Source organism: Janthinobacterium sp. PSPC1-1 (assembly GCF_049897625.1).
In the GTDB taxonomy this organism is placed as follows: Bacteria; Pseudomonadota; Gammaproteobacteria; order Burkholderiales; family Burkholderiaceae_D; genus Janthinobacterium; species Janthinobacterium tructae.
On record NZ_JAFCWP010000001.1, the window covers coordinates 1 to 25,803 of the forward strand.

The 25,803-nt window shown below is 62.3% G+C and carries 23 protein-coding genes and 1 tRNA gene; 16 read left to right on the top strand and 8 right to left on the bottom strand.

Translation table 11 applies throughout. The annotated features are described in order from the left end of the window. Together ACP7EG_RS00005 and ACP7EG_RS00010 are read left to right on the top strand one after the other, a co-directional pair. Positions 1 to 84: IS3 family transposase (locus ACP7EG_RS00005; RefSeq protein ID WP_426087111.1), on the top strand; the 84-nt coding region annotated here is incomplete at its 5' end. Positions 85 to 401: 317 nt separating this feature from the next. Further along, entirely contained in the window at positions 402 to 1,502 is a 1,101-nt protein-coding gene (locus ACP7EG_RS00010) for a hypothetical protein (protein ID WP_426085917.1), read from the top strand. 23 nt (positions 1,503 to 1,525) lie between these two features. Here ACP7EG_RS00010 and ACP7EG_RS00015 read toward each other — a convergent pair whose 3' ends face one another. Further along, a complete protein-coding gene (locus ACP7EG_RS00015) occupies positions 1,526 to 2,242 on the bottom strand; it encodes a TetR/AcrR family transcriptional regulator (protein WP_426085918.1) in 717 nt (238 codons plus the stop codon). Between the two features lie 144 nt (positions 2,243 to 2,386). Here ACP7EG_RS00015 and ACP7EG_RS00020 point away from each other — a divergent pair, with 144 nt between their 5' ends. From ACP7EG_RS00020 to ACP7EG_RS00030, 3 genes are read left to right on the top strand one after another with little or no spacing between them, the layout of a single operon-like run. Next, the gene (locus ACP7EG_RS00020; RefSeq protein ID WP_426085920.1) at positions 2,387 to 3,595 is read left to right on the top strand and encodes an HlyD family secretion protein; all 1,209 of its coding nucleotides are present in this window, start codon (positions 2,387 to 2,389) and stop codon (positions 3,593 to 3,595) included. A gap of 6 nt (positions 3,596 to 3,601) precedes the next feature. After that, the gene (locus ACP7EG_RS00025; RefSeq protein WP_426085921.1) at positions 3,602 to 5,200 is read left to right on the top strand and encodes a DHA2 family efflux MFS transporter permease subunit; all 1,599 of its coding nucleotides are present in this window, start codon (positions 3,602 to 3,604) and stop codon (positions 5,198 to 5,200) included. A 40-nt stretch (positions 5,201 to 5,240) separates the two neighbouring features. Further along, entirely contained in the window at positions 5,241 to 6,719 is a 1,479-nt protein-coding gene (locus ACP7EG_RS00030; protein WP_426085922.1) for an efflux transporter outer membrane subunit, read from the top strand. A gap of 10 nt (positions 6,720 to 6,729) precedes the next feature. Here the strand turns inward: ACP7EG_RS00030 and ACP7EG_RS00035 are convergent, their stop codons facing one another. Beyond that, positions 6,730 to 7,647: a LysR family transcriptional regulator gene (locus ACP7EG_RS00035; RefSeq protein ID WP_426085923.1), complete on the bottom strand. Its 918-nt coding sequence runs from the start codon at positions 7,645 to 7,647 to the stop codon at positions 6,730 to 6,732. Positions 7,648 to 7,759: 112 nt separating this feature from the next. On the opposite strand from ACP7EG_RS00035, the gene ACP7EG_RS00040 reads away from it, so the two are divergent. From ACP7EG_RS00040 to ACP7EG_RS00060, 5 genes are all read left to right on the top strand, one after another. Continuing rightward, a complete protein-coding gene (locus tag ACP7EG_RS00040) occupies positions 7,760 to 8,359 on the top strand; it encodes a short chain dehydrogenase (RefSeq protein ID WP_426085924.1) in 600 nt (199 codons plus the stop codon). A gap of 108 nt (positions 8,360 to 8,467) precedes the next feature. Further along, positions 8,468 to 10,207, top strand: a complete 1,740-nt coding sequence (locus ACP7EG_RS00045; RefSeq protein WP_426085925.1) for a dipeptidyl-peptidase 3 family protein — start codon at positions 8,468 to 8,470, stop codon at positions 10,205 to 10,207. A gap of 151 nt (positions 10,208 to 10,358) precedes the next feature. Continuing rightward, the gene (locus ACP7EG_RS00050) at positions 10,359 to 11,072 is read left to right on the top strand and encodes a hypothetical protein (protein ID WP_426085926.1); all 714 of its coding nucleotides are present in this window, start codon (positions 10,359 to 10,361) and stop codon (positions 11,070 to 11,072) included. A gap of 104 nt (positions 11,073 to 11,176) precedes the next feature. Further along, entirely contained in the window at positions 11,177 to 11,908 is a 732-nt protein-coding gene (locus ACP7EG_RS00055) for a BON domain-containing protein (protein WP_426085927.1), read from the top strand. A gap of 157 nt (positions 11,909 to 12,065) precedes the next feature. Continuing rightward, a complete protein-coding gene (locus ACP7EG_RS00060; protein ID WP_426085928.1) occupies positions 12,066 to 13,358 on the top strand; it encodes an MFS transporter in 1,293 nt (430 codons plus the stop codon). A 55-nt stretch (positions 13,359 to 13,413) separates the two neighbouring features. Here the strand turns inward: ACP7EG_RS00060 and ACP7EG_RS00065 are convergent, their stop codons facing one another. Beyond that, positions 13,414 to 15,582, bottom strand: coding sequence for a prolyl oligopeptidase family serine peptidase (locus ACP7EG_RS00065; protein ID WP_426085929.1), 2,169 nt, complete (start codon positions 15,580 to 15,582; stop codon positions 13,414 to 13,416). Positions 15,583 to 15,756: 174 nt separating this feature from the next. On the opposite strand from ACP7EG_RS00065, the gene ACP7EG_RS00070 reads away from it, so the two are divergent. Both ACP7EG_RS00070 and ACP7EG_RS00075 read left to right on the top strand, forming a co-directional pair. Beyond that, positions 15,757 to 16,803 (top strand): lysozyme inhibitor LprI family protein, encoded by a 1,047-nt coding sequence (locus ACP7EG_RS00070; protein ID WP_426085930.1) that lies wholly within the window; start codon positions 15,757 to 15,759, stop codon positions 16,801 to 16,803. Between the two features lie 3 nt (positions 16,804 to 16,806). Continuing rightward, entirely contained in the window at positions 16,807 to 17,310 is a 504-nt protein-coding gene (locus ACP7EG_RS00075; protein WP_426085931.1) for a hypothetical protein, read from the top strand. 3 nt (positions 17,311 to 17,313) lie between these two features. Here the strand turns inward: ACP7EG_RS00075 and ACP7EG_RS00080 are convergent, their stop codons facing one another. The 5 genes from ACP7EG_RS00080 to ACP7EG_RS00100 form a co-directional block, all read right to left on the bottom strand. Next, the gene (locus ACP7EG_RS00080) at positions 17,314 to 17,718 is read right to left on the bottom strand and encodes a hypothetical protein (RefSeq protein ID WP_426085932.1); all 405 of its coding nucleotides are present in this window, start codon (positions 17,716 to 17,718) and stop codon (positions 17,314 to 17,316) included. Between the two features lie 104 nt (positions 17,719 to 17,822). Further along, positions 17,823 to 17,898 (bottom strand) — tRNA-Lys (locus ACP7EG_RS00085). 68 nt (positions 17,899 to 17,966) lie between these two features. Continuing rightward, on the bottom strand, positions 17,967 to 19,733 hold the full coding sequence (locus ACP7EG_RS00090; protein WP_426085933.1) for a GspE/PulE family protein: 1,767 nt from the start codon (positions 19,731 to 19,733) through the stop codon (positions 17,967 to 17,969). 47 nt (positions 19,734 to 19,780) lie between these two features. Continuing rightward, a complete protein-coding gene (locus tag ACP7EG_RS00095) occupies positions 19,781 to 20,569 on the bottom strand; it encodes a spermidine synthase (RefSeq protein WP_096237577.1) in 789 nt (262 codons plus the stop codon). Between the two features lie 87 nt (positions 20,570 to 20,656). Then, complete coding sequence (locus ACP7EG_RS00100; RefSeq protein ID WP_426085934.1) at positions 20,657 to 21,169, bottom strand: glycine zipper 2TM domain-containing protein; 513 nt, start codon at positions 21,167 to 21,169, stop codon at positions 20,657 to 20,659. A 560-nt stretch (positions 21,170 to 21,729) separates the two neighbouring features. Between ACP7EG_RS00100 and ACP7EG_RS00105 the strand changes: the two genes are divergently transcribed. The 4 genes from ACP7EG_RS00105 (at position 21,730) to ACP7EG_RS00120 (ending at position 25,716) form a co-directional block, all read left to right on the top strand. Then, on the top strand, positions 21,730 to 22,128 hold the full coding sequence (locus tag ACP7EG_RS00105; RefSeq protein ID WP_071075771.1) for a barstar family protein: 399 nt from the start codon (positions 21,730 to 21,732) through the stop codon (positions 22,126 to 22,128). Positions 22,129 to 22,284: 156 nt separating this feature from the next. Next, on the top strand, positions 22,285 to 22,893 hold the full coding sequence (gene purN / locus ACP7EG_RS00110) for a phosphoribosylglycinamide formyltransferase (RefSeq protein WP_426085935.1): 609 nt from the start codon (positions 22,285 to 22,287) through the stop codon (positions 22,891 to 22,893). A gap of 21 nt (positions 22,894 to 22,914) precedes the next feature. Further along, complete coding sequence (locus ACP7EG_RS00115) at positions 22,915 to 24,234, top strand: RsmB/NOP family class I SAM-dependent RNA methyltransferase (protein ID WP_219888428.1); 1,320 nt, start codon at positions 22,915 to 22,917, stop codon at positions 24,232 to 24,234. 123 nt (positions 24,235 to 24,357) lie between these two features. After that, on the top strand, positions 24,358 to 25,716 hold the full coding sequence (locus ACP7EG_RS00120) for a mechanosensitive ion channel family protein (protein WP_426085936.1): 1,359 nt from the start codon (positions 24,358 to 24,360) through the stop codon (positions 25,714 to 25,716). Positions 25,717 to 25,803 lie beyond the last annotated feature (87 nt).

Below are 25,803 nucleotides of genomic sequence, written 5' to 3' on the forward strand. Positions count from 1 at the left end.
CACTACTATAATCACGACCGCATCAAGCTCAAGCTAAAAGGGCTGAGTCCCGTGCAATACAGAACTCAGCCCTGGGCAACCTAGCAAACTAAACCGTCCAACTATCTGGGGTCAGTTCAGTTCCCGGTTTTTTTATTTCCATTGACCTGCGGCATAGTAAACCGTGGCGCGGCGGTGTCTTGTGAAAATTGGTGAGTATTGCCGTGTGGAAAAAATGGCAGAATGGAGGTCTGTCACTATGTTCTGCTTCAATAGAAACGCGTGATTTTTCCAGGAATGTTGCCAGCGTGGGGTTTGGTCAAATTCCGCTGTACTGAAAGAGTTTTGCAACGATGAAAAAATTTACCGCCCTTCATATCGCCGATGTCCGTTTGTGTCGGGCTGATGAGCAAGAACAAGCCGTGATACTGCATGCCTTGTACCAGGATGTGGCTGCTATCCTGGCGGCGGGCAAGCAGATCGATGCGATTTTCTTCACGGGCCAGCTGGTGGCGCCGGACGCCTGTGCCGGCACGACACCCGTGTATGTCTACGAATATTTCCTGCGCCCCTTGCTGCAGGCGGCCAGCTTGCCCGGCGCGCGTTACTACCTGGTGCCGGGCAACCGCGCGCAGGGTGTCGCGGCGGCGGCGCTGGGCAATGCGGGCTTCAGTTTTTTCTCCGCCGATGAGCACGCCAGCGCCGAGCAGCGCGCGCACTACAAGAATATCCACGCCGTGTTCCACGGCCATCAGCATACGGGTGATGCCAGTTCACTGATGAAGTCGCTGGGCATCCTGTTCAAGAGCAATCCCGGCAGCCTGTACGGTGCGCATGGCCAGATGGCGGCGTTTTCCGTGCTCGAGTTCGGCACGGGCGCGGCGGATGGCGACGCGCCAGGCACGCAGTGGACGGTGTCGCTGCGCGAGTTCGACGACGTGAGCAAGAACTTCGCTCTGTCGGTGCTGTACACGCCGAATGGCCAGGAAACGGGGCAGATGGATGCCGAGCATGTGTTTGCCACCTTGCTGCCGCAGCTGGCAGGCGAACGCGCTTATCTCGATGGCTTGCTGGGCCAGGCGGGCGGGCGGCAGCGTGAGGGCGCCGGCGTGGCTGCCGATGCGCGCGAATTCCTGATCGAGCTGGCGTTCGTGATGTTCGAAGCCCAGACCGAGTTCCTCGGCGAAGCGGAGCTGCAGCGTTTTGCCAGCGACTATTGTGGTGTGAAGGGCTGGAGCATGGCCGCCGGGGACTGGCTGGCGCCGCTGTATGCGCAGGGCTTGCTGCTGCGGACCGATGGCAAGGTGGCGTTTTCCTTCGATTATTTCCGCACCTATTTCCTCGCGCAGCGCTTTGAAACCTCGTTCGATCTGATGCGTTATGGCCCGGAACGGCATGATGGAAGTGAGTCTTCACTTAGCCTGGATGCCGTGTCGGCAGCGCAGCCTTTCCTGCGCGCGCTGGGCTTGAACGATGAGCGTGCCGCAGCGGCGATGCAGGAAGACGGCAGCCGCCCCGGCTGACTTCCGCGCCAGGCCGTCGCGTATCAGGCTGCGAGTGGCTGGCGCAGGGTGCCGCGCAAGAACAGGTCCAGGCTGAGCGCCACTTTGGCGCGCAATTGCGCCACATCGGGTTGGGCTTGCGGCGGAAACAGCAGGCGCGACATCTGATCTCCCAACAGGCAATTGAGCAGGTGCAGGGCCAGGATGGCGGGAGTCAATTCCGCGCGAAACAGCGGCGCGATGTCGGGACGGCTGAAAAACTTGGTCAGCATCTCGCGCGTCTGCCCCGGCCCCACCTTGTAAAACGTTTCCGCCAGTTCCGGGTGCGTGGCCGCTTCGGCCACCACCATGCGGTTCAGGCGGATCGCCGCCGGCATGGTGACGAGTTGCACGAACAGCAGGCCGAACTCGCCCAGGATGGTGGCCAGGGGCCGCATATCCGTTTCCAGCGCCGGCATGGTCGAGAAGTAGGCGGCGCGGCGCAATTCCACCACCGCATTGAACAAGCCGGCCTTGCCGCCAAACTTCACATAAATCGTGCGCACGGCCACATGGGCTTCGCGGGCGATCATTTCCAGGCTCACCTTCCCATACCCTTTTTCCAGAAACAGGCAGCCGGCCGTGTGCAGCAGGTTTTCCATGCGCGCCTCCATGTCGGCCGCGCGCGGGCGGCCGGCCGGCTTGCCGCAGCAGGAAAGCTCCTGGGCGGCGTCGGATTCTGTAGTGGTGGGCAAGGTATCGCTGAGGCCGGGATCGGACATGGTCTGGGTCTCTTTATAAGTTGGAAGGTAAGTGATGGCTCACACTGTAGTGCAAATTAAAATGAAATGCAATCGTTTCATTTCTTGACTTTGGTTTTTCTTTGCCCAATAATGAACCTATATCATTTCATTTTCGGAGCGAGTATGTCCAACCAGCCAGGCCAAGCAGAGCACAAGGTGCTGAGCGCCGTCCCACCCGCGGCCCCTGCCGCACCTTCCACGCCCGCCGCTTCCGCCAGCTCCGCACCACCCAACAACCGCGTCAAAATCATCGCCGGCCTGATTGTCCTCGTCGCGCTGGGCGCCGGCGCGCGCATGTGGTACCGCAGCCACTATTTCGTGGAAACGGAAAATGCCTATGTGTCCGGCCATGTGCATCCCGTCTCGGCGCGCATTTCCGGCGTCGTCACCAAGGTCTTCATCGACGACAATCAAATGGTGAAAGAGGGCGATGTGATCGCTGAACTCGATCCGTTCGACCAGCGCGTGAAAACCGAGCAGATCGCCGCGCAGATCGCCAGCGCCGAGCAGCAAGTGCTGCAAGCGGACGCGCAGATCGCGCAAGTGCAGGCGCAGGCCAGCGCCGCCCAGGCGCAAGTGGCGCAAGCCGATGCGCAATTGCTGCGCGCGAAACAGGATGCGGAGCGCTATGGCCAGCTGTACACGAGCCAGATGAAAGCCGTCTCGAAAGCGGAACTGGACGGGGCCAACGCGGCCCGTTCGAGCGCCGTGGCCGACCTGGCCGCCCGCCGCGACAGCGCTTCCGCCGCCAAGGCGCAGATCGGTGCGGCGCAAGCAGCGCGCGACGTGGCCAAGGCGCAGGTGGCCGTGCTGCGCGTGCAATTGAAAGACGCGGAACAGCAGCTGCAATACAACCGCATCCTGGCCCCCGTCGCTGGCCGCATCGGCAAGCGCAACGTGGAAACGGGCATGCGCGTGCAGCCTGGCCAGCAACTGACGGCCATCGTGCAGGATAACGTCTGGGTTACCGCCAACTTCAAGGAAACGCAATTGGCTGACCTGCATCGCGGCCAGAGCGTGCACGTGACGATCGACGCCATGCCGGGCAAGAAACTGGTGGGCACGGTCGACAGCTTCGCGCCTGCCTCGGGCGCGCAATTCGCCCTGCTGCCGGCCGATAACGCCACCGGCAACTTCACCAAGATCGTCCAGCGCGTGCCCGTGAAAATCGTCTTCCAGCCGCAAGACATCAAGGCCATGAATGGTCGCCTGGTGCCGGGCATGTCGGTGATCGCCGAAGTGGAAGTGAACCAGCCCAATGCGGATCAGGAGAAGGACGCGCGCCACGCCGCCGCTCCTGCCGCTCCTGCCGCCCAGACCACCGCCCGCTAAGCTTCCATGAGCAGCCCCTCCACCACGCTGGCGAAGCCGCCAGCGTTTCCCGTGATTGACGAGAAAGTCTCCGGGCGCACCTGGCTGGCGGTCGCCGCCGGCATGCTGGGCGCCTTCATGGCGGTGCTCGACATCCAGATCACCAACTCCTCGCTCAAGGATATCCTTGGCTCGCTGTCGGCCACCCAGGAAGAGGGATCGTGGATTTCCACGGCCTACCTGGTGGCTGAAATTATCGTCATCCCGCTCACCGCGCTGCTGGCGCGCGTGTTCGGCTTGCGCACCTACATGATCGGCACCACTGCCTTCTTCCTGCTGTTCTCCACCCTGTGCGGGGCGGCCTGGAACCTGGAAAGCATGATCGTCTTCCGCATGCTGCAGGGTTTTACGGGCGGCGCACTGATTCCCATGGCCTTCACCCTGGTGATGCTCAAGCTGCCGCCGTCGAAGCGCGCCGTCGGCATGGCCATTTTCGGCCTGACGGCCACCTTGGCGCCGGCCATGGGCCCGACCCTGGGCGGGTATCTCTCCGAGCTGTATGGCTGGCCTTCGATCTTCTACATCAACTGGGTGCCAGGCGTGCTGCTGATCGCCGGCATGATCTATGGCCTGGACAAGGAGCCGATGAAGCTGGCGATGTTCTGGAAAGCCGACTGGCTGGGCATCTTCTTCATGGCCCTGGGCCTGGGCTGCCTGACCATCTTCCTGGAAGAGGGCAATTCGAAGGACTGGTTCGACTCCGGTTTCATCATCGCCTTTGCCGCGCTGGCCCTGACGGGCATCCTGGGCTGGGTCGTCACCAGCGCCACGCGCGCCGAGCCGTTCGTCAACCTGGCCCTGTACGGCCAGCGCAATTTTCTGGTCGCCACCGTGCTGTCGGCCGTGACGGGCATGGGCCTGTACGGTTCGGCCTTCCTGCTGCCGCTGTTCCTGGGCCAGATCGCCGGCTATTCACCGATGCAGATCGGTGAAGTCATCATGTGGGTGGGCTTGCCGCAGCTGTTCATCATGCCGTTTGTCGCCAAGCTGTCGTCCGTGGTGGATAACCGCATCCTGTGCTCGTTCGGCCTGTTGCTGTTCGGCGGCTCGTGCATGATGAATGCCTACATGGACGCGTCCACCGGTTACGACCAGCTGCTGTGGTCGCAGGTGGTGCGCGCGCTGGGCCAGCCCTTCGTCATGCTGACCCTGTCGAACTTCGCCATGAAGGGCATCGCACCGAAGGACATGCCGTCCGCATCGAGCCTGTTCAACATGACGCGCAACCTGGGCGGCTCCATCGGCATCGCCCTGCTGGCCACCGCCCTGAGCACCCGCGAGCATTTTCATTCGCAGCGCCTGGGTGAAGCGATCAATGCGTATTCCAGCGCCACGCAGCTGCGCATCGACCAGCTGACGTCGTCGTTCATGGCCAAGGGCTATGACGCCGTCACGGCCGGCAATCAGGCCTTGCAGGCGATCGACGGCATCGTGCGCCGCGAAGCGTTTGTGATGGCCTACAACGATGGCTTTTTCCTGATCGGCGCCATCCTGCTGGCCTGCATCGTGCCCCTGTGGCTGGCCGACAAACTCAAAGCTCCCGGTGGCGGTGGCGGCGGTCATTGACCGCCAACGCAAGCCCTTAAAGAACAAGAAGGTATACACCATGCAAACAGTATTGACGAAAATCGCGCTGGCCGCTTCCCTTGCCGTGGCGCTGTCCGCCTGCGGCACCGTGGGCCAGGATTTCACCGCCCCGGCGAATGTGGCCGGCGTCGACAACGGCGTTTTCCGCCACGGCGCGGCCGCTGCGGATGCCGCGCAGCTGCCCAAAGAGTGGTGGAGCATCTACGGCGACGCGACCCTGAACCGCCTGGAGCACAGCGCGCTGCAGGACAATCCCGGTGTAAAAGCGGCCGGCGAGCGCCTGCTGCAGGCGCTGGCGCAAAGCGGTACGGCGCGCGCCAACCAGGGCCCGAGCGTCAACGTCAGCACGGGTATTTCGAATTCGCGCACCTCGGCCAACACATCGCAGGGCCTGGCCCTGGGCAACCGTTCCATCAGCGGTAATAACTTTTCCGTGGGCGGTTCGCTGTCGTATGAAGTCGACTTGCTGGGGCGTGTAAAACGCATGGTCGAAGCGGCTGACTCGCAGGCGCTGGCGGCGCAGGCCGACCGCGACGGCGTGCTGCTGATGCTGTCGGCGCAAGTGGCCAGCAATTACTGGCAGCTGCGCGGACTCGATGCGGAAATGGCGATCCTGAATGGCGCCTTGGGCACCCGCCGCGAATCGGCCGACCTGGTCGAGGCGCGCTTCAATGCGGGCTTGACGAATGAGCTGGACCTGGCGCGCGCGAAAGTCGAACTGTCGAACGCCCAGGCCGACCTGCATGAAGTCAAGCGCCAGCGCAACCAGCTGGAAAACAGCCTGGCCACCCTGACGGGCAAGCCGCCGTCGGCGCTGCAATTGCCGGTGGCCGCCGAGCCTTCCAGCCTGCCGCTGCCGCCCGCCATTCCCGTCGGCCTGCCGGCCAGCCTGCTGGCGCATCGTCCTGACCTGGTCTCCAGCGTGGCGGGCCTGCGCGCGGCGAACGCGCAAGTGGGCGTGGCCGAAGGCGCGTTTTACCCGTCGCTGCAATTGACGGGCAATTTCGGCTACGCATCGGAAAAACTGCGCGACCTGGCGCAGGGCGGTTCGCGCCAGTTCAGCTTTGGCCCGCTGGCCTTGTCCCTGCCGATCTTCGACGGCGGCCGCAACCAGGCGAATCTGGACTTGTCCAAGGCGCGCTATGCGGAAGCCGTGGCGAATCACGAAACCAAGCTGCTGACGGCCTTGCGCGAAGTGGAAGATGCGCTGTCCGACGTGGAGCAGCGCCAGTTGCAGGGCGATGCCCAGGCCCTGTCGCAGGCAGCCGCCGCGCGCGCCTATCTGGTGGCGCGCACGCGCTATGAGCGCGGTATCTCGACCTATCTGGACGTCACCGATGCGCAGCGCAGTTCGCTGACGGCGGACCGCGCCGCCGCACAGATCAAGACCCAGCGTTTGCTGGCAACGGTCGCCGTGGCCCGCTCTTTAGGTGCCGGCTGGCAGCCGGACGGCGAGCTGGCGAAGCTGGCGTCGGCGCCCGCCGCGAAGGCCAACTAAGCTCTCCCAGTTACGTGAGCGTGGCCGGCGGCGGTGTCGCCGCTGGCCCGTAGCGTTCCAGCAGAAAATCGATGAAGGTCGTCAGCTTCGGCGTGGGCTGGCGGTCGCGCGCATACACGAGGTGCATGGGGCGCGGTGCCGGCACGTAGCCGGCCAGCAGCGGCACCAGCCTGCCGGCGGCGATATCGCCGGCCATCAGGATTTCCGCCTGCATGACGATGCCGAAGCCGTGCAGGGCCGCCACGCGCAGCGCCTGGCCATTGTTCGAGCGGAAGCGGCTTTCGCGCACGGGGCTGCCGTCGTCGTCGCCGCTCCTGGCCAGGCGCCAGCGCACGTGGCGCGTCCACTGCATGAAGTCCAGGCATTCGTGGCGCGCCAGGTCGGCCGGTGTGCGCGGCGTGCCGTGTCTTGCCAGATAGGCGGGCGCGGCGCAGATCACCATCGCATACGGCCGCAGCACGCGCGCCACCATGGCGGAATCTTCCAGCTTGCCGATGCGGATGGCCGCATCGAACCCTTCCTCCACCAGGTCCACCGTCCTGTCGTTCAGACTCAATTCCAGGCTCACTTCCGGATATGCATCGAGGTAGTCGGCCATCAGCGGCGCGATGCACTCGCTGCCGAAGGACACGGGGGCCGTGATTTTCAGCTTGCCGCGCGGCGTGGAGCGCATGGCTTCCGCACCCGTTTCGGCCGCCGCGATCTGCGCCAGGATCTGGCGGCACTGGTCCACATACTGCAGGCCGATTTCCGTCAGGCTTTGCCGGCGCGTCGTGCGCGCCAGCAGCCGCGCACCCAGCCGCTCTTCCAGCTGCTTGATGTGCTTGCCTACCATCACGGGCGAAATCTGGAACGCCTCGGCGGCGGCCGTGAAACTGCCCGCATCGACGACGGCGACAAAAATCTCCATGCTGCGCAATTTATCCATACGCCTCGATTGCAAATTGTGGGTTAGTAATCTTGTAAATTCTAGCGTATTTATTCCTTTTTGGAAGCGGCGCATACTGGCTCCATCGTTCAACCCCAGACAAGGAAGCAACATGAAAATCGTCATCATCGGTGCCAGCGGCACCATCGGCACGGCCGTCACCGCGCAACTGGCGCAACGCCATGAAATCATCGAAGTGGGCAGCCGCAGCGGCACGCACCAGGCCGACATGAGCGACATCGCGCAAGTGCGCGCCCTGTTCAAGCGCATCGGCAAGGTCGATGCCGTCGTCGTGACGGCGGGCAAGCTGCATTTCGGCCCCCTGGCCGAGTTCACCCCCGAGCAATTCCAGCTGGGTCTGGACAGCAAGCTGATGGGCCAGGTCAACGTGGCGCTGGTGGCGCAGGAATACCTGAACGACGGCGGCTCGATCACGCTCACCAGCGGCATCGTGGCCGAGCAGCCTATCCGCTTCGGCGCGGCCGCCAGCATGACGAATGCGGCCGTGGAAGGCTTCGTGCGGGGCGCCGCCATCGAACTGGCGCGCGGCATGCGCATCAATGTCGTCAGCCCTACGGTCCTGGCCGAATCTCTGGACGCGTATGGCCCCTTCTTCTACGGCTTCGAGCCGGCCGCCGCCAGCCGCGTGGCGCTCGCTTACAGCCGCAGCGTTGAAGGGGCGCAGACGGGGCAGGTGTACCGGGTCTGGTAAGCGGCTTGCCATGCCATGGGGCAGGTGGGACAATCGCAGGCTGAGCAAGAAAGCGGTAGCGCGCCATCCGCGCCATCCGCTCCTGAGAAAAATCTTACCGAGACCCCAATGAAAAAACTCCTGATTCCCCTGCTGATGGCCGCCGCCGTCGGCAGCGCCTGCGCCGTAACGCCAGTCGCCGCACCAGCAACCCCGGCCACGGCGCAACAACTGACGGCCATGAGCGCCCGCTACGCGCCCGTTGCGCTGACCGCCGATGTCACGCACTTGTCCGCGGGCGACCGCCAGGCCATCGCCAAGCTGGTCGAAGCGGCCAAGCTGGTCGACGTGCTGCAATTGCGCCAGCGCTGGTCCGGCAATGAAGCCTTGTGGGCGGCCTTGAAGAAGGACAAATCAAAGCTGGGCCAGGCGCGTCTGAACTATTTCTGGATCAACAAGGGCCCATGGTCGGTGCTCGACGCGCACGCCTCGTTCATGCCGGCCAGCTATGCGGGCATCGCCATTCCCGCGCACAAGCCGGAAGCGGGCAATTTCTATCCGCAGGGCGCCACCAAGGCCAGCCTGGAATCGTGGATGAATGGCTTGTCGGCGGACGACAAGCAGCAGGCGCAATGGTTCTTCACGACGATTCGCGCGGGCAAGGATGGCAAATACCAGACGGTCAAGTATTCGGACGAGTACAAGGTGGAACTGAAACAGCTGGCCCGGCTGCTTGACGAGGCGGCGGCCGCTACGGACAACGCATCGCTGAAGAAATTCCTCACCCTGCGCGCCAAGGCTTTCCTCGACAACGATTACTTGCCATCCGACTTCGCCTGGATGGACCTCGATTCGCCCGTCGACATCACCATCGGCCCGTATGAAACGTATAACGATGAGTTGTTCGGCTACAAGGCCGCGTTCGAAGCCTACGTGAATATCCGCGACCAGGCGGAAACGGAAAAGCTGAACTTCTTCGCCAAGCACATGCAGGAGCTGGAAGACAACCTGCCGCTGGACGCCCGGTACCGTAACCCGAAAGTAGGCGCGCTGGCGCCAATGGTGGTGGTCAACCAGGTATATGGCGCCGGCGACGGCAACATGGCCGTGCAGACGGCCGCCTACAACTTGCCGAACGACGAGCGCATCATCAGCGCGCGCGGCTCGAAGCGCGTGATGCTGAAAAACGTGCAGGAAGCCAAGTTCAAGGCCACCCTGACGCCGATCTCGAAACTGGTGCTGAGCGCCGAAGCGCAGCAGGACGTGGATTTCAATTCATTCTTCACGCACATCCTCGCGCATGAAATCATGCACGGCCTGGGCCCGCACGCCACCGTCGTCGACGGCAAGCCATCGACGCCGCGCCAGGACTTGAAGGAAGCCTATTCGACCATCGAAGAAGCCAAGGCCGACATCACGGGCCTGTTTGCGCTGCGCTACATGATGGACAAGGGACAACTCAACGATACCCTGGGCCAGGGCGACGCGGCCGAGCGCAAGCTGTACAACACCTTCCTCGCTTCCGGTTTCCGCACCCTGCATTTCGGCCTGACGGATTCGCACGCACGCGGCATGGCCATTCAGATCAATTACATCCTCGACAAGGGCGGCTTTGTCTCCCTGGGCGACGGCAAGTTCGGCGTCGATTTTGGCAAGATCAAGCAAGCCGTGATCGACCTGGACCGTGAATTTCTGACCATCGAGGCGACGGGCGACTATGCGCGCGCGCAAGCGATGATGACCAAATACGTGGTCATCCGCCCTGAAGTGCAGGTGGCGCTCGACAAGATGAAGGCCGTGCCCAACGATATCCGCCCGGAATTCGTCACGGCCCGTGCGCTGGACAAAGCAATGACGGCGAAGAAATAAACCCGACCTTGACTATTGTCAATGTGAAAAGCCGGTGCACTGCACCGGTTTTTTTTCGTCTTTATTTATGAAAAGTTGCCAGTTTTTCCTTGTGGAAATATTTTCACCGCTTACTCTGCAGTAGTTGCTTCTCTTCCGTCCCGTCTATCCCATGCCAAATCCGCTCTTGCTGATGAGCTTGCTCATCGCTTTATCCCCTGTGCCCGCCGTGGCTGCCGCCCAGCTCACCGATCTGGAAAGCCGCTGGCTGCAGGCGGGCCAGCCCGTCATCGCATTCGCGCGCGCGCAAGGTTTGCCCATCGATATCATCGTGCAACCGCAAGATGCGCCCGGTGCCGTGCCGCTGGCGCTGGGCTACGAAGCGGGGCGTTGCAAGCTGGTGCTCTCCTTGCGCGGCAATGCGCAGGCAGACAGTGTCTTGCAGGGCGTGCCGGCTGCGCGCCAAGGCATGATGATGGAAGCGATGACGGCGCATGAAATCGGCCATTGCCAGCGCTATGCACAGGGCGACTGGCACGCCTTGCCACGCGGCTTTATCGAGCCGCTCGGCACGCAGCGCGGCAACTTGACACCGCTGGCGCAGGAGCTGCGCGAGACGCGTCGCGAAGAGGCCTATGCGGATCTGGTGGCCCTGGCCTGGATGCATGGACGCCACCCCGGGCAATACCCTGATGTGCTGGCCTGGATACGCGGCGTGCGCGCCGGCGGCGATGGCGCGGGCGGCGGTGTCGGCAGTTCCCACGCCACGCAGGCATGGCTGGCGCTGGCCGATGGCGAAGGCGCATTTAATGGGGCCGATGGGGCCGCTTCACCATTTGAACAGGCGCAAGTATTGTGGCGAAAGGGCTTGAGCGGCGACAAATAAACGCTGATTTTTACGCGGATGGCCTGTCAGCGTGTGCTGTCGCACGGAGCTTTGCGTGTGGCAGGGGTCTAATCTGGGCATCAACTAACCAGAGAGGAACCACCATGAACAAAATGATCGCACTCATGCTGGCCGCCAGTGCCAGCGCCCTGCTTGCCGCCACGCCCGCGTATGCGCAGGATGCCTCGTACAAGAGTTTGACGGACAAGGCAACGGCCGACTACAAACAGGCCAAGGCTGCTTGCGATGCCCACAGCGGCAACGCGAAAAAAGTCTGCGTGGAAGAAGCCAAGGTGGCGCGCGCCAAGGCCGAATCGGACGCCGTGGCGCAATACCGCAACACGCCGCGCGAACTGGGCAAGGCCCGCAAGGACGTCGCCAATGCCGAGTATGACATGGCCAAGGCCAAGTGCGGCGACCGCACCGGCACCGACAAAACCACGTGCATGAACGATGCCAAGGCAGCGAAAACGGCCGCACTGGCGGACGCCAACACGGGCGCCAGGGCCGGCACCAACGTGGCGCAGAATCCCCCTGCCACGATGAAGGAAAACTGCGACGCCATGGATGCGACGGCCAAGGCCGCCTGCATGACGCGCAATGCGGCCGGCAGCACCAAGGTGGCAGTGGAAGACTCCGTCATCACCACCAAGATCAAGGCAGACCTGGTCAAGGACAATGACTTGAAAGCGCTCGATGTGCACGTGGAAACCGTGAATGGCGTCGTCATGCTCAGCGGCTTTGTGCCTTCCCAGGCGCAAGTGAAAAAAGCCGCCGACCTGGCCCGTGGCGTGGAAGGCGTGACGGATGTGAAGAATGGCTTGAAGGTGAAGTAAGCAGCATTTTTCACCAGTCTGGCAGCCAGGACTGGAGCGGCACGCAGCAGTGTCGCTCCAGTTTTTTTTGATTGTATAAATTACGATCATAATATAACATGAGAAAAATCTGACCGGTTGGTGCTGGTCTGCATCCACGTTTACTCATGAGGGCAGCATGCTTTCCTATCCTGTTTCGCAATGGCTGGCGCGGCGCGGCATCCACTTCGCCTGGGTCATCGTCGCCATTACCTTCCTCACCGCCTTGACCTCGTCGGCTGCGCTGGGCTTGCCCGGCGCGCTGATGCAGCCCTTGAGCCGCGAATTTGGCTGGGACGCCGAGCAGATTTCCTCGGCCCTGGCCGTGCGCTTCGTGCTGTTTGGCCTGATGGGGCCGTTTGCCGCCATCCTGATGGAGCGCTTCGGCTTGCGCAATGTCATCTGCGTGGCCCTGGGGCTGATCGCTGCCGGCATGCTGCTGGCGACGCGCATGACGCAGTTTTGGCACCTGGTGGCCCTGTGGGGCATCCTGCTGGGGCTGGGCTCGGGCATGACGGCGCTGGTCTTGAGTGCGGTGGTGGCGAACCGCTGGTTCGAGACGCACCGGGGCCTGGTGGTGGGCGTGCTGACGGCCAGTTCGGCCACGGGCCAGTTGCTATTCCTGCCCGTGGGCGCCTGGCTGATCGAGCACTTCGGCTGGCGCACGGCCGTCATGCCTGTGTTTGCCAGCTGCGCCATCGTCGCTGTGCTGGCCTTCCTGTGCATGCGCAACCGCCCGCAGGACGTGGCCTTGCGGCCCTACGGCGCCGACCCGGCCACGCCCCTGATAGCGGCGCCAGCAGCGGCAATGACGTTCGCCACGCCTTTCCTGATCTTGCGCAGCGTGGCTTCCAATCGTACCTTCTGGATACTCTTCGGCACCTTCTTCATCTGCGGCCTCAGCACCAACGGCCTGATCCAGACGCACTTCATTTCCCTGTGCGGCGACTCGGGTCTGTCCGCGGTGCCGGCCGCCTCCGTGCTGGCCATGATGGGGGCATTCGACCTGTTTGGCACGATCTTGTCCGGCTGGCTGTCGGACCGCTATGACAACCGCAAACTGCTGTTCTGGTATTACGGCTTGCGGGGGCTGTCCCTGTTCTGGCTGCCGTATTCGGAATTCACCTTGTACGGCCTGTCGCTGTTCGCCATGTTCTACGGCCTGGACTGGATCGCCACCGTGCCGCCCACCGTGAAACTGGTGGGTGCCACGTTCGGCCGGGAGCGGGCGGGCATGGTGTTCGGCTGGATCTTCGCGGGCCACCAGCTGGGCGCTGCCGTGGCCGCGTATGGCGCCGGCCGCATCCGCACTCTGATGCTGACCTACAACCCGGCCCTGTTCGCCGCTGGCGCCGCCTGCCTCGTGGCCGCGTTGATGGTGCTGGCAATCGCCCGTCAGAAGGCGGCCGTGGCCACAGTCCAGCCTGCATGAAAAAAGCCAGGCCCGCGTGAGCGGAGCCTGGCTTTGCAAGAAGTGCGCAGCAGGATTATTTTAAATATTTCGCCAGCCAGCCCTCGACTTCGCTATAGAAGAAGCGGCTGTTCTCGCCCTTCAAGATCCAGTGGTTTTCGTCTGGGAAGACCAGCAATTTCGCCGGTACGTTCAGGCGCTGTTGCACGGCAAAGTTCATCAAGGCATTGTTGGCCGGCACGCGGTAATCGAGCTCACCCACGGTGATCAGGATGGGGGTGGTAAAGCCCGTGCCTTTTTCGTGATTGCCCGCTTGCATGACGGGGCTTTGATCGCGCCACACGGGCAGGTTCGACCAGACAGGGCCGCCTGCATTCGTTTCACGGCCGAAACCGCCGTCGCTGGTGCCCCACTGCATGATCAGGTCCATTTCGCCCGCGTGCGAGACGATGGCCTTGTAGCGTGTGGTGGTCGCTTGCAGCCAGTTGGCCAGGTGGCCGCCATAGCTGGCGCCGCCGGCCGCCAGTTTCGTGCTGTCGATAAATGGGTATTTCTTGATGGCCTCATCGACGCCCTGGTTGACTTCATCGCCTGGGCCTTTCAATGGGTCGAACTGGATAGAGCGCGAGAATTCCTCGCCATAGCCGGTGGAACCCTTGTAGTCGGTCAGCAAGACAACATAGCCGGGCTTGGCCAGCAAGTGATAGTTCCAGCGCAGCACGAACTGGTCGCGCCACATGCTGGCCGCGCCGCCGTGGATGACGGTCAACAGCGGGTATTTCTTGTTCGGATCAAAATTGGCCGGCTTGACGAGCATATTGTGGATCTGACGGCCATCGGCCGTGGTGAACCAGAAGTGCTCGGGCGCTTGCCAGTCGATCTTGCTCGCTTTCTCCGTGTTGAAGGCCGTCAGGCGCTTTGGCTGCTTGCCATTGAACGCATAGATTTCAGGCGGGTTGATGGCGGACTCCCACACGCCGACCAAAGCCTTGCCGCCGCTGCTCAGCGAATTGATGCTGCCCGTCGGCAAGGATGGCTCCTCGCGCACGTCGCCGCCTTTGGCGTCGATCGAGTACAGCTTTTCCAGGCCCGCATGTTCATAGCTGAAAATGACGCGTTTGCCGCCTTCGGGCAGCACGAAGCGCGAAATCGACCGGTCCAGCTTGGCCGTCAATATCGTCGGTGCAGGGGTGCTCATCGGCCAGGCAAAGCTGGCCAGGCGTTTCACGTCATACACTTTGCCCGGCGTCTCAGCGTCACTCAAGGCAAACAGGGTCTTGCCGTCGGCGGCGAATTTCAGGGAAGCGTAGCTGTGCTTGTCCTGCGTCAAACGCTGCGCTTCGCCACCCGCCACGGGCAGCAGATACAGTTGCGAATACACGGCTTCGCGCTGGGCCGCATCGCGGTTGGTGGCCGCGTTGAAGACGACGGCCTTGCCATCCGGCGTCCAGACGGCGTCCAGGGATTGCCCCTCGTCGCCCTGGCTGCCGCCAAAGCCCGGCAGGGTGACCAGTTGCGTGCCCGACAGGATGTCGCGCGCGGTGTTGTCACCTCGTGCTGCGGCGTCGGCGTCGATGACGAACAGACGCACTTGCTTGTCGGTCAGCCATTTGTCGAAGTAGCGGGGCGCCGTCGTTTCATACGAACGGGCGCTGACTTTGCGTTCCTTGCGCTCCTTGGCGCTTTGCTTGACGTCGGCTTCCGTCTTGTTGCCTGGATAAATGTCGCTGACGAACAGCAATTGCTTGCCGTCCGGGCTCCACTTCGGCATGCGCGCGCCCAGGGTGAGCGAGGTCAGGCGCTGCGCTTCGCCGCCGTTGGCCACGTCGAGGCGGTAAATCTGTCCCGCGTCATCGCCGTCACGCTTGGCGATGAAGACCAGCTGGCGGCTGTCCGGCGACCAGGCCACGGCGCCTTCGCCACCCTTGGAGTAGGTCAGGCGGCGCGCGGGGCTGTCATCAAGTAGCGACTTGATCCACAGGTCCGACCATTGATCTTGGCTAGAGTAGGCGCTGTCGACGACGGAAAACACGGCCCATCGCCCGTCCGGGCTGGCGACGGGCGCGCCCACGCGTTTCATCAGCCATACGTCTTCATGCGTGATGGCGTGTTTGGCATTGGTTTGCGTGGCGGAAACTGGCGATGCCGGCGTGGTATCGGCGGCGTGGATGGTCGTTGCCATCGAGGCGCAGGCTGCTGCGATCAGCAGGGAGCCGAGGGAACGGCGAAGACGGGGTAAGGTCATGGGCGTGGTCCGGGAAGTGAAAAAAGTACAGCGGGAAACATTATTGCCCATGGTTTCCTGCACTGCCAAGGCTGAGTACCGTTACTTACCAGGCGGGATGGGCGTGTAACGGGCGGGTGCCGCTTGGCTGATCAGTTAAACTTGCCGCTTTACTCACGCTGGCGCTGCTTGAACATGAAAATTTGTCTACCCTTATTGAAAACGCTATTGCTGGGTGCGGGCGCGCTGCTAGCTGCTCCGGGCTTTGCCGCTGCCGCCGCACCCTACCCGAATACCAGCGCCATGGGCGTGGGCCACGCGGAAAGTACGGCCTGGTATGCGACTTGCCTGAAGGTCAAGGATGCGGCGCCACCGCCCGCCGACCTGCCGGCGCCGTCCGCCATGGCTGCCTTGCAGCAGTGCCAGGCCAGCGAGTTGTATTACGATACCAAGAGTATGTCTTCGCCCAAGCCCGTCGACTGGCGTCCCGCGCGCCATTGCGCGATGGCCACGCACAACAGCGCCGTGCTGATGATGCTGTACCAGAATGGACAGGGCGTGCAGAAAGATCCGCTGCTGGCGCTCAAGTATGCGTGCAGCATCGACGCGGCGCCGGCCGAGATGCAGGGGCGCATCGAACACTTGCAGCAGATCAATGCCAGCGGACGCGGCATGATGGACTGGTGCGACGACATCACCAGCGGCTACATGATGGGCGTGTGCAGCGCCATCGATGCGCGCCAGAAACAAAGAGTGCGTACGCAGACAACAGGCAAAGTCAGCGCAAGCATGCCTGCCGTAGCCCAAGCGTCGCTGCAAAAACTGCAGACGGCGGCAAGCAAGTTTGCCGATGCGCGCGCAGCGAATGAAACGGATTTGAGCGGGACGGCGCGCGCCGCCCTGAGCATTGCTGCCCGTACGGCCGAGCTCGATCTGCTGGCGCAGGACTTGCGCCAGTACGAAGCGGGCAAGTTGCCAGCCAGCATGTCCAAGGAACAGGTGGCGGCGCTCGACAAGGAGCTCAACGCCATCTACGGCAAGCTGATGAAGAAGCCGGCCGAGACGTACGCGGGCGCCGTGGGCAAGGAGGGCATCCGCGCCACCCAGCGCCTGTGGCTGGCGTACCGCGATGCCTGGATGAACTTTGGCGCCGTGCGCTATCCGTCCGTCACCAGCGACACCTGGGCCGGCCTGTTGACGGCGCGGCGCAATGCACAACTGCAAGATCTGCTGGAGAATTAAGACATGCGCGAAGCGTATTACCACGAAGACGATTTTTGCATGATCGAACTGCTGCCGCTGGATAACTTGCAGCACTGTTTGACGCAGATGGGCGAGCAGCAGGTGTTCGCCGATGCGCATCGCAGCGGCGCCGGCTGGACGCAGATGTACGTGCCCGAGGCGCCGCCGTCGCCACTGCGCGCGCTGGGCCTCACGATGGAACAGCTGCGGCTGGCGCTGGCGGACGCCATGCCGCCATATGATGCCGTCTACACGGGCTACAGCACGTATCGCGTGGAATGCAAGAACGTGCTGGCCTTTGGCGGCGAGAAAACGGAAACCCTGTTTGCCGGCCTGGGTGACGACGGTATCGTGGTGGATTTGTGGTGCAGCTACGCCATGCCGCAATTGCTGCTGCTGCCCTTGAAAGAGCAGTTGCTGCTGGCCGACTGGGGCGCCGGGTTTGCGTGTCCGCTGGCCGATGGCGACTTGTTCGCGCGCTACTTGCAGGAATATGAACTCGATTAGCGTTTATTCGCAGGCGATGGCATTTGGTTGCGCCACCTTGATAACCGATGCCAGGCGCGCCATGTCGTTGCCGTCACCTTGCTCGACGTACGGTTGATAGGTGTCGATGACGATGCGCGCACGCGCTTGCCAGCCGCAATTGTCGGCCTGGCGCGCGGGCACGCGCAGCAGCCGGCGTGCCTCGCCATCGTTGCTGAAACAAAACCACGCAGCGTGCGTGGTGGCAGGGCGGGGCAAACGGCCCCACTGCGCCTTGTCGGGCGCGAAGCAGACGCGGTTGCCGATGATCTGCAAGCTCATCTCGTCCGTGCGCGCGCTGTACTGGCCATCGAGCACGATCGGCGGCTGTACTTGCGCTTGGGCGGACAGGCAAGCGGTGGCCAGGAGGAGGGGGGCGGCAAGTTTCATGCGTTTCTTTCAGGGCTGGCAAGACGAAGAACCAGTATAACCGTGGGAGCCTGAAACGAAAAAAGCCTATCCGTGAGGATGGGCTTTTTAGTACTGCGCATTCGTGGTAGGCCGTGCGGGATTCGAACCTGCGACCAACGGATTAAAAGTCCGCTGCTCTACCAGCTGAGCTAACGACCCGAAAGAGGCCGCATTATATATCAGTTGAAAAAGAATGCAAAGCATTCCTGCGAGAAAGTGCTGATCAGTCAAGGCAGGGCTGCCGTGAGCTTCAGCACTTCCTCGATGCTGGTCGTGCCATCGATGATTTTGCGCGCACCGGCGATGCGCAGCGGCGTCATGCCGTCGAGCAGGCTTTGGCGGCGCAGCGCGTGCAGGTCGGCGCCCGCCTTGATCAGCTGGCCGAAGGTTTCCGTCACGCTCAGCAGTTCATAAATGCCGGCACGCCCCAGGTAGCCGCTGTGCCGGCACAGGGTGCAGCCGACGGGGCGGTAGGTGGCCGGCGGCCGTTCCAGCTGGCTGCCCGTCAGGCGCTGCCATGCGGCGGCGTCCGGGGCGGCGCCCGCCTGCTTGCAGCCCGGGCACAGGCAGCGCAGCAGGCGCTGCGCCAGCACGCCGGCCAGGCACGCTTCCAGCAAATAGGCGGGCAAGCCCAGTTCCAGCAGGCGCATGACGGCCGAGGGCGCGTCGTTGGTGTGCAGGGTCGACAGCACCAAGTGGCCCGTCAGCGCCGCCTGCATGGCCATCTCGGCCGTGGCCAGGTCGCGAATCTCTCCCACCATGATGATATCGGGGTCTTGCCGCATCAGTGCCCGCACGCCATCGGCAAACGACAGTTCGATGCCGGCCTGGGTTTGCACCTGCATCTGGTTGAAGGCCGGCTCGACCATTTCGATCGGGTCTTCCACCGTGCACACATTGACTTCGCTGCTGGCCAGCGCCTTCAGGGTGCTGTACAGGGTGCTGGTCTTGCCCGAGCCGGTGGGGCCCGTCACCAGCACGATGCCGTGCGTACGCGCCGTCAGCTGGCGCCAGCGTTCGGCGTCCGCGGGTGGAAAGCCCAGCTCAAACAGGCTTTTGACGGCCACTTCCGGATCGAAGATGCGCATGACGAGCTTTTCGCCGAAGGCCGTGGGCAAGGTGGACAGGCGCAGCTCGATTTCCTGGCCCTGCGCATTGCGCGTCTTGATGCGGCCATCCTGGGGGCGGCGCTTTTCCACCACGTCCATGCGCCCGAGCAACTTGATGCGCGCCGTCATGGCCAGCAAGACCACGGGCGGCAATTGATACGCCTGGTGCAGGCGGCCATCGATGCGCAGGCGCACGAGGCCCGCATCGCGCTTCGGTTCCAGATGAATGTCGGAGGCGCGCTGGGCAAACGCGTATTGCCACAGCCAGTCGACGATACGCACCACGTGCTGGTCGTTGGCGTCGAGGCTGGTCTTGTTGCGCCCCAGTTCCACCAGCTGTTCGACATTCTGGCGCAGCGCCAGGTCTTGCGTGGACGCCAGTTTTGCCACCTTGACGGAAGTGGCCAGGCTGAAAAATTGCGCGATGGCGTCGGCGATGTGCAGCGGATTGGCGATGACGAGGCTCAGCTTGCGTGGCGCCAGGTTCCCCAGTTGCGCCTGCCAAGCGAGCGCGTAGGGCTGGGCCGTGGCGATGACGATGCGCTCCAGCGTGCTGTCCACGGGCAGGATGTTGAAGCGGGCCGCGTAGCCAGCCGTCATGACGTCGGCCACCTGGCTGAAATCGATGTGCAAGGGATCGATGCGCACATACGGCAAGCCCGAGCGTTGCGCCAGCCAGGCGCACAGGGTGTCGAGCGTGAGTGCGCCATGGGCGATGCTGCACAGCGGATGCAAGGGGGGCGCCGGCAGCAGGGCGGCCTGGGCGACGATGGCCGCCGCTTGCGCCGCATCGAGCAAGCCGTCTTCCTGCAGCCAGGCCAGCAGTTGCGGCAACGCCAGCGGCGTGTCGGGTGAGATGGGAGAGGGAGGAGAGGAAGCGGACATGGCCGGCGCCTTTTAGGGCTGCCGGCCTTGCGTAGGTGTGCCGGCGCTTACAGGGTACTGACGATGCCCTTGACCCAGGTCTTGGCGGGCAGCTTGGTCTCGGCGACGATCTGCTTGGCGCGTTCCAGCAGAGCCGCTTGCGCTTCAGCATCGAGCGCCACTTTCGTCTTGAACGCGATCGCCACCACATTCCCATCATGGACTTCCGGCAGGCAGATCACCTGTGCAAACGCAAACTTCATCGCCTTGATGTTCTTCGCGTAGCTGGGGTGGTCGCCGAACAGGTTGACCGTCATGATGCCGTGCGGCGCCAGGCAGGCGCAGCAGGCGGAATAGAAGTCCGCGCTGTCGAGCACGGGACCGCGTGCCGTGGCGTCATACAGGTCTACTTGCAGGGCGTCCAGGGTGCCATGGTTGGCGTCGTCGTTGACGTAGTCGAGCGCATCCATCTCGCGCACGTGCAGGCGCTCGTCGTTGGGCGGCAGCTTGAACATCGAGGCGCAGATGGTGATGACGGACGGGTTCAGTTCGATGGCTTCGACTTGCGCCTGCGGGAACTGGCGGTAGCAGAACTTGGTCAGCGCGCCCGTGCCCAGGCCCAGCTGGGCGAGGCGCTGCGGCTGCTCGATCCACAGCATCCACGCCATCATCTGCTGCGCGTATTCGAGTTCCGGCCAGTCCGGCTTGCGGATGCGCATGGCGCCCTGCACCCATTCCGTGCCGAAATGCAGATAGCGCACGCCATCCATTTCGGACAGGGTGACAGGGGCGTAGCGAGGTTTGCGCGCGGGGCGTGAGGATTCGACTTGTTCGATGGATTTTCGTTTGATAAGCATAAGGCGGCCTGAAAGTGTGCCGCATTATAACGTGCCATAAAAAATGCCAGCCGCTGGGGCTGGCATGGTACGGGCCGCTTGTTGCGCTTACTGCTGTGCTGGCTCGATGGAGACACGCAAGCGGACGCGTTCGCCCGGATCGTAGGACATGATGCTCGTGTAGTTGCGGCCGCGGTAGTCGTAGGTGACCTGGTAGCCATTGTTGCGCGATTCCCAGTGGTCGACCTGGCGGCATTGCTTGACGGCTTGTTCCTGCATGCCGCCCTGGTAGTTGTTCTGGTTGTCGACACGGTCGCCGACGACGGCGCCGGCAATCGCGCCGGCAGCGGCGGCGGCCGTGCGGCCATTGCCGCCACCGACCTGGCTGCCGAGCAGGGCGCCGGCGATACCGCCGACGATGGAGCCGCCAGCGCTGCGCTGTTGCGGCGGCGCTTGGACTTGCACGTATTCCGTGCGGCATTCCTGGCGTGGACGATTGATCTGTTCCACTTGCGGCACGACGCGCACGACCTTGCCGAAATCTTCAAAGTCGGCAGCCTGAGCGAGTGGCAATGTGCCGATACAGAGGGCTGACATCATCAATTTGGCTTGCAAGTTCATTTCTAACCTCATTATGTAGAGAATCTTTCAGGGTATTTTTTACAACTTGAGTCTATAGTAATCCGACTCGCTGGCCGGTTGTCGTTCGCATGGCAACAAAATGTAACAGCCCAAGCCCCTTGCCCCACAGTCTGTAACATGCACTTTCAATCGATACAAGATGTTGAAGTGACTTGAAACCAGCGGTTTGTAACAAATCTTGCGTTTGACATCACATTCGGGTTGATTCATACAGGACAACACGTTACCCTAATACGCGTATGGCTTATATAAAATCGCACTGAATCGCATAAAAGTTGATACAGATCGAATCACCGCGTGCGCATTGACCCGCGTGCGGGGATGCAATAAGAAGAGCAGCTAAGTAATGCTCAGGAAAATATTGTAAATTTATAACGAACAGAACCGGATGCTATGCAAGGCGTCCGCTGCGACGCAGTGCGAGCACTGCTAGCAGTGGGCAACGCCGCAGAGCGCCGGTTATGGAAGTTAGAAATCACAATAATTTATTGGGGGTTACTTAAACAAATCCATACATAACAGGTCGATTTGAGGGAAAAATGAGTTTGTTACTAACCGTGCCGCCCAACCTTGTCCAGTCCATCCGTGCCTTTCGCGTGACCGAGTTACAAGACGAGGCGATCCGTCTCGGGCAGCACTTTTTATATGCGCATTGCAACGCTGGACAGACCAAACAACAAGTCATCGGCATTATTGCAGAAGCATTCTTGTTCCCGAAAAACCTGGCAAAGAATTTCGATGCCCTGCGCCTGTGCCTGACGGATACCATGCACAAGGCCGGCACGCAAACGGGCTTCCTGGTGGTGCTCGAGCAATTGCCAAATACGCAAAAATTCGACAAGGAAGCGCGCGAGATCCTGCTCGACGTGTTTCGCGATGCGGCCGACTACTGGGCCGAGAAGAAAGTGCCGTTCCGCGTCTTCTATTCGTTCGAGTAAATACTTACTCTTGCCGCGATGCCCTGAAGCCGGCCTCCCGTGCCGATGGCAGTCAGCATCGCCGGGCGGCTGCGGCGCGCCGGCGCTTATGTTGCGCCGCAACAATAATACCGGCCTTTCTAGATTCGCATCGCCATAGCGGGTACAATGCGCGCTATGAAAAATATCGTTATCCTCATTTCCGGACGCGGCAGCAACATGGAAGCGGTCGTGCGCGCGGCGCAAGCCGAGCAATGGCCAGCCCGTATTGCCGCCGTCATCAGTAACCGGGCCGATGCCCAGGGACTGGTTTTTGCCGCGGAACATGGGATAGCGACGGCAGTCGTTGCCAACAAGGATTATGTCAGCCGCGAGCAGTTTGATGCGGCGCTGCAAGCCGTGATCGACGGCTTCGCCCCCGACCTGGTCGTGCTGGCCGGTTTCATGCGCATCCTGACGCCGCCCTTCGTCGAGCATTACGCGGGGCGCATGCTCAATATCCACCCGTCGCTGCTGCCGCTGTTCCCGGGCATGGCGACGCACCGCCAGGCGCTCGAGGCGGGTGTGACGGAACACGGCGCGACCGTGCATTTCGTAACTGCCGAGCTCGATCATGGCCCGGCCGTGGCGAGTGCGGTGGTGCCAGTCTTGCCAGGCGACACAGAAGACAGCTTATCGGCGCGCGTGCTGGTACAGGAACATTTGCTTTACCCGCGCGCCATCCGCCTGTTCATTGACGATAAACTGTCAGTCGAGCATGGCCAGGTCCGCGTGGACCCTCAATAAAATATTACAGGAAGAATAACAATGAGATTGCCACCAGCGATACTTGCCAATGCTGAAGAAGTATTGCGCGAAATTTTACGTTTCACGGCCCCGGCCGACACCACCCTGTCGCGCTATTTCCGCGACCATCCGCGCCTCGGTTCGCGCGAACGCGGCGCCATCGCCGAAGGCATTTATGCCGTGCTGCGCAACAAATCGTTCTTTACCGATTTCGCCGAAGCGGGCAGTGGCCCGACCATGCGCCGTTTGACCATCCTCGGCCTGGCCGAAGCCGTTGGTGCCGACTCCCTGGGCGGCCTGACGGAAGAAGAAGTGGAATGGCTGGAACGCATCACGCAGATCGACCGCAGCCTGATGCCGTCGAACATGCGCGCCAACATGCCGACCTGGCTGTTCGACAAGCTGATCGCCCAGTTCGGCGAAGCGGAAACCATGAAGCTGGCCGATGCGCTGAACGCACCGGCGCCGCTGGACTTGCGCGTCAACTCGCTCAAGGCCACGCGTGAAGACGTGATGCTGGCTCTGGCCGAAGCACCTATCCTCAGCACCCCGACGCCCTACGCGCCGCTGGGGCTGCGTGTGATCAAGAAGCCATCGCTGCAAAACATGCCGTTGTTCCAGAGCGGCGCCATCGAAGTGCAAGATGAGGGCAGCCAGATCCTGTCGCAAATCGTCGGCGCCAAGCGCGGCGAGATGGTGGTCGATTTCTGTGCCGGCGCGGGCGGCAAGACGCTCGCATTAGGTGCGCTGATGCGCAACACGGGCCGTTTGTATGCATTCGATGTGTCGGAAAAGCGCCTGGCCAAGCTGAAACCGCGCATGGCCCGCAGCGGCCTGTCGAACGTGCATCCGGTGCAGATCGCGCATGAGCGCGATGCCAAGATCAAGCGCCTGGCCGGCAAGATCGACCGCGTGCTGGTCGACGCCCCGTGCAGCGGCCTGGGCACCCTGCGCCGCAATCCGGACGTGAAATGGCGCCAGCAACCGAACTCCATCGTCGAACTGCAAGCCAAGCAGGCAGCCATCCTGGCCGGCGCGGCGCGCCTGGTCAAGGGCGGTGGCCGTCTGGTGTACGCCACCTGCAGTTTCCTGAACGAAGAAAACGATTTTATCGCCGAGCAATTCCTGGCGGCCCATCCGGACTTCACCTTGGTGCCGATGAGCAAGGTGCTGGCCGAACAGAAGATCGAGCTGGAAATGGGCGACTACCTGAAATTGCTGCCGCACCTGCACCATACCGACGGCTTCTTCGCCGCCGTGTTCGAGCGCAAGGTCATGCCGAAAAAAGTCTACGCCGATGAAAAACCGGCCGACGACGTTGACGCTGAACCAGCCGAATAAGTTGGTCACGGGCCGCCGCTGCAGCATCGCAGCGGTGGCCATGCACTTGCGCCAGCCAGTCTGGCGCAGGCTGTGGGCGCCCCGCCCGGTTATTTCCCTGCACCATCTTCCAGACCATCCGCCATGAATGAAACCCCGCTGCTCAACCTGATCACTGACTTTGTCGACGATTTCCGTCAACCGGCCATCCTGTGGCAGGCGCTGGTCATCGTCGCCTGCCTGGCACTGAGCTGGCTGCTGGTGCGGCAGTTGCGCGCATTCCTGCACCAGCGGGCGGAAGCGGCCGCTGTCCCGGCTACGCCGGAAACCTTGCAGCGCACGGACAGTTTCATTCGCATCCTGACGCCCGTGCTGGCGGCCATGTTGCTGGGCATTGCGCAACATTTCCTGGCCAAGTTCCAGTCGGTGAATCTGCTCAGTATTGCCATCCCCCTGTGCACCTCGATGGCGCTGGTGCGCTTTGGTTTTTATGTGCTGCGCCGTATTTTTGCCCGCCATGGCGACATCAGCCCCACTATGTTGTTGCTGGAAAAGATATTCACGGTGGTGGTGTGGGCCGGCATGGCCCTGTATATCACGGGCCTGTGGCCGGATCTGCATGCCTTCCTGGAGGGCATCGTCGTGCCGCTGGGACGCAACAAGGTGTCCGTGGCTGCCATCTTGCAAGCCGCTATTTCCGTGGCCGTGCTGCTGGTGCTGGCCATGTGGGCCGGCACTTCGCTCGACGAGCGGCTGATGAAAATGCAGGGTCTGCACACCTCCTTGCGCGTGGTGCTGTCGCGCATGGGGCGCGCCGTGCTGATCCTCGTTTCCGTTCTGGTCAGCCTGTCGCTGGTGGGCATCGACCTGACGGTGCTGTCCGTGTTTGGCGGCGCTTTCGGCGTGGCGCTGGGCTTCGGCTTGCAAAAGATCGCCGCGAACTTCGTTTCCGGCTTCATCATCCTGCTCGACCGCAGCCTGACCATCGGCGACATGATCACGGTGGGTCAATTTACGGGCAAGGTGACGCAGATCAATACGCGCTATACTGTATTACTGGGTGGCGATGGCGTTGAATCCATCGTGCCGAATGAAATGCTGATTTCCGGCGGCGTGCAGAATATGTCGCTGAGCAACCGCATGGTGTGGCTGTCGACGGCCGTGTCGGTGGGCTATGAAACGGATATCGATGTCATCTTCCCCTTGCTGGAAGCGGCGACGGCCAAGGTGCCGCGTGTGTCGCAAAGCAATCCACCATCGGCCACCCTCGTGCGTTTCGGGGCCGACGGCCTCGATGTGCAGATCGGCTTCTGGATCGCCGACCCGGAAAACGGCACCGGCGGCGTGAAGTCGAATGTGAACCGCGCCATCTGGCGCACCTTGCAGGAACATAAGGTCACTGTACCGTTTCCGCAACGCGAATTGCGTATTGTTGGTACGCCTCCTGCCCCGCTTGCCAGCGCGGCAGAGGGTGAGTCCGCGCCATCCGGCACCCAGCCTTAACCTCGCTGCCTGCCTCCGATTTTGCCTGATAGCACCCATTAGGGCGTACAATTACGCCTAAAATTAACTCCGCCGGACCTCCAGAGT